The 455-nt window shown below is 24.4% G+C and carries 1 protein-coding gene; it reads left to right on the forward strand.

Going from position 1 to position 455, the window contains the following annotated elements; genetic code table 11:
• Positions 1-411 (forward strand): hypothetical protein (locus HGB55_RS15355; protein WP_168817976.1); only part of this gene is annotated, 411 nt, incomplete at its 5' end.
• Positions 412-455 lie beyond the last annotated feature (44 nt).

Below are 455 nucleotides of genomic sequence, written 5' to 3' on the forward strand. Positions count from 1 at the left end.
AAACCAACGATTCTGATTTTGATTCCCTATGATTTAAATGCAAATGGTGGATTTTCTCCAGAAATTCAAGAAATACTTGAAAAGAAATTTTCAAAAAGTTCAGAAATACAATTAATAAAATTTCCTCTAAAAAGATTAATGAATATTCCTTATCAGAATGTTTATGATAAAAAGTATTGTAAACCGATTCTTGAAAAAGTCAAGGCGGATTTTATAATTATGTCAAAAATTGACATTGAAAATATTTTAGATTCACCGAGAAAATGGGATTTAAGTTTTCGGATTTTTAATGTAAGAAAAAATGAACAATTTGATTCAGAATTAAAAGGAGAAAAATTGACAAGAAATCAAATTGAGGAAAGAATTGATAATGATTTTGAAATATTGATTAATGAGATAAAAAAACATTAGCCAACAACTCATATAATTTATGCTTAAATTTGAACTAGTACAAA

It is taken from the genome of Lutibacter sp. B1 (assembly GCF_012524075.1).
GTDB lineage: Bacteria > Bacteroidota > Bacteroidia > Flavobacteriales > Flavobacteriaceae > Lutibacter.